The organism is Streptomyces africanus (genome assembly GCF_002150735.1).
Lineage (GTDB): Bacteria > Actinomycetota > Actinomycetes > Streptomycetales > Streptomycetaceae > Streptomyces > Streptomyces africanus.
The window spans coordinates 1-6,129 of the sequence record NZ_MUKA01000337.1 but is presented as its reverse complement, the minus strand read 5'-3'; the positions used below and the strand labels follow the sequence as shown (position 1 = coordinate 6,129).

The 6,129-nt window shown below is 68.3% G+C and carries 6 protein-coding genes; 4 read left to right on the top strand and 2 right to left on the bottom strand.

Annotation, left to right across the window (positions count from 1 at the left end; genetic code table 11):
• A partial coding sequence (locus CCL05_RS34550; protein WP_425275964.1) for a glycosyl hydrolase 2 galactose-binding domain-containing protein occupies positions 1 to 666 on the bottom strand: 666 nt, incomplete at its 3' end.
• Positions 667 to 829: 163 nt separating this feature from the next.
• On the opposite strand from CCL05_RS34550, the gene CCL05_RS34545 reads away from it, so the two are divergent.
• Genes CCL05_RS34545 through CCL05_RS34535 form a run of 3 tightly spaced genes read left to right on the top strand, consistent with a single transcriptional unit; the run spans position 830 to position 3,920 of the window.
• Positions 830 to 2,143, top strand: coding sequence for an ABC transporter substrate-binding protein (locus CCL05_RS34545; RefSeq protein ID WP_425275963.1), 1,314 nt, complete (start codon positions 830 to 832; stop codon positions 2,141 to 2,143).
• Positions 2,143 to 3,093 (top strand): carbohydrate ABC transporter permease, encoded by a 951-nt coding sequence (locus CCL05_RS34540; protein WP_086564596.1) that lies wholly within the window; start codon positions 2,143 to 2,145, stop codon positions 3,091 to 3,093. Before CCL05_RS34545 ends, CCL05_RS34540 begins: the two co-directional genes overlap by 1 nt.
• Positions 3,090 to 3,920: a carbohydrate ABC transporter permease gene (locus tag CCL05_RS34535; protein WP_086564595.1), complete on the top strand. Its 831-nt coding sequence runs from the start codon at positions 3,090 to 3,092 to the stop codon at positions 3,918 to 3,920. Before CCL05_RS34540 ends, CCL05_RS34535 begins: the two co-directional genes overlap by 4 nt.
• 45 nt (positions 3,921 to 3,965) lie before the next feature.
• Here CCL05_RS34535 and CCL05_RS34530 read toward each other — a convergent pair whose 3' ends face one another.
• The gene (locus CCL05_RS34530; RefSeq protein WP_086564594.1) at positions 3,966 to 5,255 is read right to left on the bottom strand and encodes a ribonuclease D; all 1,290 of its coding nucleotides are present in this window, start codon (positions 5,253 to 5,255) and stop codon (positions 3,966 to 3,968) included.
• A 386-nt stretch (positions 5,256 to 5,641) separates the two neighbouring features.
• Here CCL05_RS34530 and CCL05_RS44605 point away from each other — a divergent pair, with 386 nt between their 5' ends.
• Positions 5,642 to 5,863, top strand: a complete 222-nt coding sequence (locus CCL05_RS44605; protein ID WP_143589991.1) for a hypothetical protein — start codon at positions 5,642 to 5,644, stop codon at positions 5,861 to 5,863.
• Positions 5,864 to 6,129 lie beyond the last annotated feature (266 nt).

Here is a 6,129-nt window from a genome sequence, read left to right as displayed (position 1 = left end):
GGCCCGCACCCCGCCCGCCTCGGCCTCCAGGGTGAGCGGCGCCTCGACCCGGGTCCGCTCGACGTCGACGGCCAACTCGACGACGCCGACCCCCTGGTCGACGGTGACCAGGGGACGCACCCGGGCGATCCGGGCCGTCGACCAGTGCTCCAGGCGCACCGGCCGCCAGATCCCGGCCGTCACCAGGGTCGGCCCCCAGTCCCAGCCGAAGGAGCAGGCCATCTTGCGCAGGTACTGGTAGGGCTCGGCGTAGGCGGCGGGCCGCTCGCCCAGCCGTCCCCGCACGGCCTCGGCCTCGGCGTAGGCGGAGACGAACCGCACCGACAGCCGCCCGGACAGCCCCGTCACGTCGAACCGGTACGAGCGGTGCATGTTCCGCACCTTGCCCAGCAGCCGTCCGTCCAGGGAGATCTCGGCGACGGTGTCGAGCCCGTCGAAGACCAGGTCGGTCTGCTCCTGCGCGGACGCGGTCGTGAGCTCCCGTTCATACGTCCAGTCCCGGCGCCCCACCCACGCCACCTCGGACTCGCCCAGGCCCAGGAACGGATCCGGGATGACTCCGGCCGTCATCAGGTCGGTGTGCACGCAGCCCGGCACGGAGGCCGGGAGCGGGTCCGGCTCGTGCCGCAGGATCCATCCGTCGCCGAGCGGTGTGGCCTGAAGCATGCGCACTCCCTTAACCGGTCCAGTGAAGAGTCGTGTACAGGTTTCGCAGCGTTGGCGGGAATGGGACTTTACCGGTTGAGAAAGCGCTGTCAGAGTGCCGAACCAGCCATACCGCACGTGCTCTTCCGTCCCGAGTTCCCCTCCGCGAACGGAGCTGATGCACATGAACCGCCGTACCGTCCTCGCCCTCGCCGTCGGCGCGGCCCTGCTGGCCTCGGGCTGCACCGGCACCGGAGGCACCTCCCAGGGCGCGGATGCCAAGGCGCCCGACGACCCCGCCAAGGTCGAAGGGACCATCACCGTCCTCACCCACCGGACCGACCTCGTGCAGGACGGGACGATGAAGAAGTACGCCGCCGAGTTCAACAAGACCTACCCCAAGGTGAAGGTCGAGTTCGACGGCCTCACCGACTACGAGGGCGAGGTCAAGATCCGTATGAACACGGAGAACTACGGCGACGTCCTGATGATCCCGGCCGTGATCGAGAAGAAGGACTACCCGAGGTTCTTCGCCTCCCTCGGCACGCAGGCCGAGCGGAGCAAGAAGTACCGCTTCACCGACTACTCCACCGTCGAGGGCAAGGTCTACGGGCAGAGCCCGATCGGCGTGGTCCCGGGCTTCGTCTACAACAAGAAGGTCTGGAGCGCGGCCGGCGTCACCGACTGGCCCACGACCCCGGCCGAGTTCCTCGACGACCTGAAGGCCGTCAAGGCCAAGACCGACGCGGTCCCGTACTACACCAACTTCAAGGACATGTGGCCGCTGACCCAGTGGACGAACGTCAACGGCTCGGTCGGCTGCGACACCCAGGCCACCACCCGGCTCGCCGAGCAGAACCCCTGGGCGCAGGGCGCCGACCTCCGGGTCGGTGACACGCTGCTCCACGACATCGTGAAGTCGGACCTCATCGAGAAGGACCCGACGACCACCAACTGGGAGGCGTCCAAGCCCCGCCTGGCGAAGGGCCGGATCGCCACGATGTGGCTCGGCTCCTGGGCGATCGTGCAGATGCAGGACGCGGCGAAGCAGGCGGGCACCGACCCGGCCGACATCGGCTTCATGCCGTTCCCCGCCCAGAAGAACGGCACGTTCTGCGCGGTGACGTCCCCCGACTACCAGCAGGCCGTCAACGTCCACTCCGAGCACAAGGCCGCCGCCCGCGCCTGGATCGACTGGTTCACCGACAAGTCCGGCTACGCGGACGCCAACCTCGCCCTGTCGCCCCTCAAGAAGGCCCCGCTGCCGGAGATCCTCAAGCCGTACGAGGAGGCGGGTGTGAAGCTCCTCGACATCGACGACACCAAGGGCGCCGAGGTCAAGTCCATCGACAACCAGTCGGAGGTCGGCATCTACAAGCCCGACTACCGCCAGGAACTCGTCGACCTCGCGCGCGGTGCCCGCAAGGGCAGCCTGGACGACTTCCTGACCGGGCTGGGCGAGAAGTGGACCGAGGCGCAGCAGAATCTGGGGTCCTGATGACCGACACCACCCGGGAGGCGGCGCGGCCGGTGGGGCCGGCCGCGCCCGCCGGGCCGGCAGCGCCGTCCGCCGCGCACCGGCCGCGGCGGTGGCGGGGCATGACCCCCTGGCTGTTCCTGATCGCCCCGCTCGCCCTGCTGATCGCCTTCACCTACGCGCCGATCGTCAACATGGTCGCGTACAGCTTCACCGACTGGGACGGCGTCAGCCCCGAGCTGCACTACACGGGCGCCGAGAACTACACCGAACTCTTCACCCGGTCCGAGCTGTTCGAGGTGTTCTTCGTCAGCGGCTACTACCTCGCCGCGTCCGCGGTGCAGATCGGCGCCGCCCTGTACTTCGCCACGATCCTGAGCTTCAACGTCCGCTTCCGCGGCTTCTTCAAGGGCGTGCTCTTCTTCCCGTACCTGATCAACGGCGTCGCGATCGGCTTCGTCTTCCTGTACTTCTTCCAGGACGGCGGCACCCTCGACGCGATCCTGAGCCTCTTCGGCTACGACGGCGACCGCGCCTGGCTCGGCACACCCACGTCGGCCAACGTCTCCCTCGCCGGCGTCTCGGTCTGGCGTTACCTGGGACTGAACTTCGTCCTCTTCCTCGGCGCGATCCAGTCGATCCCGGGGGAGCTGTACGAGGCGGCCGAACTGGACGGGGCGAACCGCTGGCAGCAGTTCCGCCACATCATCGCGCCCGGAATCCGGCCCGTGCTGAGCCTGTCGGTGATCCTGTCCGTCTCCGGGTCGCTGTCGGTCTTCGAGATCCCGTACATCATGACCGGCGGCGCGACCGGCACCGAGACCTTCGTGATCCAGACCGTGAAGCTGGCGTTCCAGTTCAACAAGACGGGCCTCGCCTCGGCGGCGGCCGTCGTACTGCTGCTGATCATCCTGGCGGTGACCTGGGTGCAGCGGCGCCTCGTCCCGGACGACAAGGTGGACCTCGTATGACGCGCCGTGCCGTGGCCCGTGCCCTCGTGTACCTGTCCCTGGTCCTCGCGACGCTGGTCGTGCTCCTGCCGCTCACCGTGGTCTTCCTGACGTCGCTGAAGACCTCCGGGGAGATGGCGGACGACAGCGGCGCCCTCGCGCTGCCCGACGACCCGCTCAACTTCGCCAACTACGTGACGGCGTTCCAGGACGGCCGGATGCTCTCGGCGTTCGCCAACACGGCGGTCATCCTGGTCGTCGCCATCGGGGGAACGGTCCTCATCGGCTCCATGACGGCGTACGCCATCGACCGCTTCCGGTTCCGCTTCCGGAAGCTGGTCCTGGGCCTGTTCCTGGTCGCCGCGCTGGTCCCCGGGGTGACCACCCAGGTGGCCACCTTCCAGATCGTGAACAGCTTCGGGATGTTCGACAGTCTCTGGGCGCCGATCGCGCTCTACATGGGCACGGACATCGTGTCGATCTACATCTTCCTGCAGTTCGTACGGGCCATCCCCGTCTCACTGGACGAGTCGGCCCGCATCGACGGCGCCAACGCCTTCACGGTCTACCGGAAGATCATCTTCCCGCTGCTCAAGCCCGCGATCGCGACGGTCGTGATCGTGAAGGGGATCAATGTCTACAACGACTTCTACATCCCCTTCCTCTACATGCCCTCCGAAGATCTTGGCGTGATCTCGACGTCCCTGTTCCGCTTCAAGGGCCCCTTCGGAGCCCACTGGGAGACCATCTCGGCAGGCGCGATCCTCGTCATCGCCCCGACCCTGATCGTCTTCCTGTTCCTCCAGCGGTTCATCTACAACGGATTCACTCAAGGGGCCACGAAGTAGAAGGCAGGGCCCGCAGCCGCCGTACGCCGCGAAGCGCTACGGCGGCTAGGCCTCCTTCGCGGACAACGCCTCCACCAACACCGGCGTCACCAGCTCCACCTGCCACGGCCGCGCACCATGCCCGGCGAGCGCGGCCGCCACGGACTCGGCGTCCACCACCGCCGGCGGCTCCCAGCACACCCGCCGAACCGTGTCCGGCGTCATCAGATTCTCCTGCGGCATGGAGAGCTCCTCGGCGAGCGCCGAGACCCCGGCCCGGGCCGCACTGAGGCGGGCCGCGGCCGCAGGATCCTTGTCCGCCCAGGCCCGCGGCGGCGGAGGCCCGGTCACCGGCTGCCCCGGCTGCGGCAACTGCGCCTCGCTCAGCGCCTTCGCCCGGTCCACGGCCGCCTGCCACTGCTCCAGCTGCCGCTTGCTCATCCGGTGTCCAAAACCGTTCAGCGCGGCCAGCGCGTGCACGTTGGCCGGAATCGCCAGCGCGGCCTCCACGATCGCCGCGTCCCCGAGCACCTTGCCCGGCGAGACGTCCCGTCGCTGGGCGATCCGGTCCCGGGTCTGCCACAGCTCCCGTACGACAGCCAGCTGTCGCCGCCGGCGCACCTTGTGCATGCCGGACGTGCGCCGCCAGGGGTCCTTGCGCGGCTCGGGCGGCGGCGCGGAGGCGATCGCGTCGAACTCCTGGCGGGCCCACTCCAGCTTGCCCTGCCGGTCCAGCTCCTTCTCCAGCGCGTCGCGCAGGTCGACGAGCAGCTCGACGTCCAGCGCCGCGTACCGCAGCCAGGGCTCGGGCAGCGGCCGGGTCGACCAGTCGACGGCGGAGTGCCCCTTCTCCAGGACGAAGCCGAGGACGCCCTCGACCATCGCGCCGAGGCCGACCCGGGGGAACCCGGCGAGCCGCCCGGCCAGCTCCGTGTCGAACAGCCGCGTCGGCACCATGCCTATCTCGCGCAGGCAGGGCAGGTCCTGGGTGGCGGCGTGCAGCACCCACTCGACGCCGGACAGGGCCTCGCCCAGGGCGGACAGGTCGGGGCAGGCGACGGGGTCGATGAGAGCCGTTCCGGCGCCCTGGCGGCGCAGCTGGACCAGGTAGGCGCGCTGGCCGTAGCGGTAGCCGGAGGCCCGCTCGGCGTCGACGGCGACCGGACCGGAGCCTGCCTCGAAGGCGGCGATCGTCCGGGCCAGGGCGGCCTCGTCCGCGATCACGGGCGGAATGCCCTCACGCGGTTCCAGCAAAGGGATCGGCGCCTCCGTAGCAGAAGATCCGCCGTCGTCCGGAGGAGCGCCTCCGGTGGTTCGCAGTGAGCTGTCTGCTGCGGTCTCGTGGGCGTCGGTCACATGTCAAGGGTATCCGTACGTGCGAACGGCTGACCTGCCGTTACACGTGAGGACAAGTCTGACCAGCGAAAACAAGCCTAGACGAATGTCATCGTTTCGCAGCGTTTCCCACTGCCATGTGCCCTCGATGTGCCGTCACGGGAGACCGGGCCAGGGCTTGGTCCGAAGCGTGCGGGGCACTCAGACGTCTCCAGCGCACCGGCCTGCGCATGGCCTGGTTCTCGCTGTCCTGGGGTCGGGAAACCCGGACATGAAGGCCGTATACGGGAAATCCAATGAGCTCCATAAAGAATTACTGAAGCACACAACACGGGTCCAACCTTTTGACTCCTACTGGCGCAAGCGCATCACCCTGGACTGCAATTCACGGAGTCAGGTGATGCACCATGGAAGTCGCCATTCGCAAGCGCACGGCCATAGCCGTGTGCGGATTCGCACTCTGCGGAGCCCTCGCCGCACCAGCGGCCATCGAAGCGGCCTCGACCGTGAGCGATAGCGGGCAGACCCAGGTGGACGCGGTGAGGAAGAAGCCGGGGAAGGAAAAGAAGGACAAGAAGCCGAAGGCGGTGGCCTTGGATGTCCGCTCGGTGGCGGTCGTGAACCGCTGACCTTGCAGCCGCCGCGCGCCCACGGGTAAGGGCGGCGCAGGAAGTCTTACTGGCCGTCAACGTCGGAAATTGCGGTTCGGATGCCGATGGGGGCCCGCTGCTTCCCTTCGAGCCCGGAAGTGCGTGGCTGGCATGGCTGTCGCCTTTCGGAACATGCGTGAAATTCCGGCCCATGTTCGCGCGGAGAGCCATATTGCAGGTAAGGCCCGAGCCAGAACAGACCATGGGTATCCGTGTACGGACAGCGCCCGTCGACGGAACGTTCC

Excerpts from the sequence above, each read along its gene's own strand:
- CCL05_RS34545 (WP_425275963.1), top strand. The coding sequence starts at position 830 with ATGAACCGCCGTACCGTCCTCGCCCTCGCCGTCGGCGCGGCCCTGCTG.
- CCL05_RS34540 (WP_086564596.1), top strand. The coding sequence starts at position 2,143 with ATGACCGACACCACCCGGGAGGCGGCGCGGCCGGTGGGGCCGGCCGCG.
- CCL05_RS34535 (WP_086564595.1), top strand. The coding sequence starts at position 3,090 with ATGACGCGCCGTGCCGTGGCCCGTGCCCTCGTGTACCTGTCCCTGGTC.
- CCL05_RS44605 (WP_143589991.1), top strand. The coding sequence starts at position 5,642 with ATGGAAGTCGCCATTCGCAAGCGCACGGCCATAGCCGTGTGCGGATTC.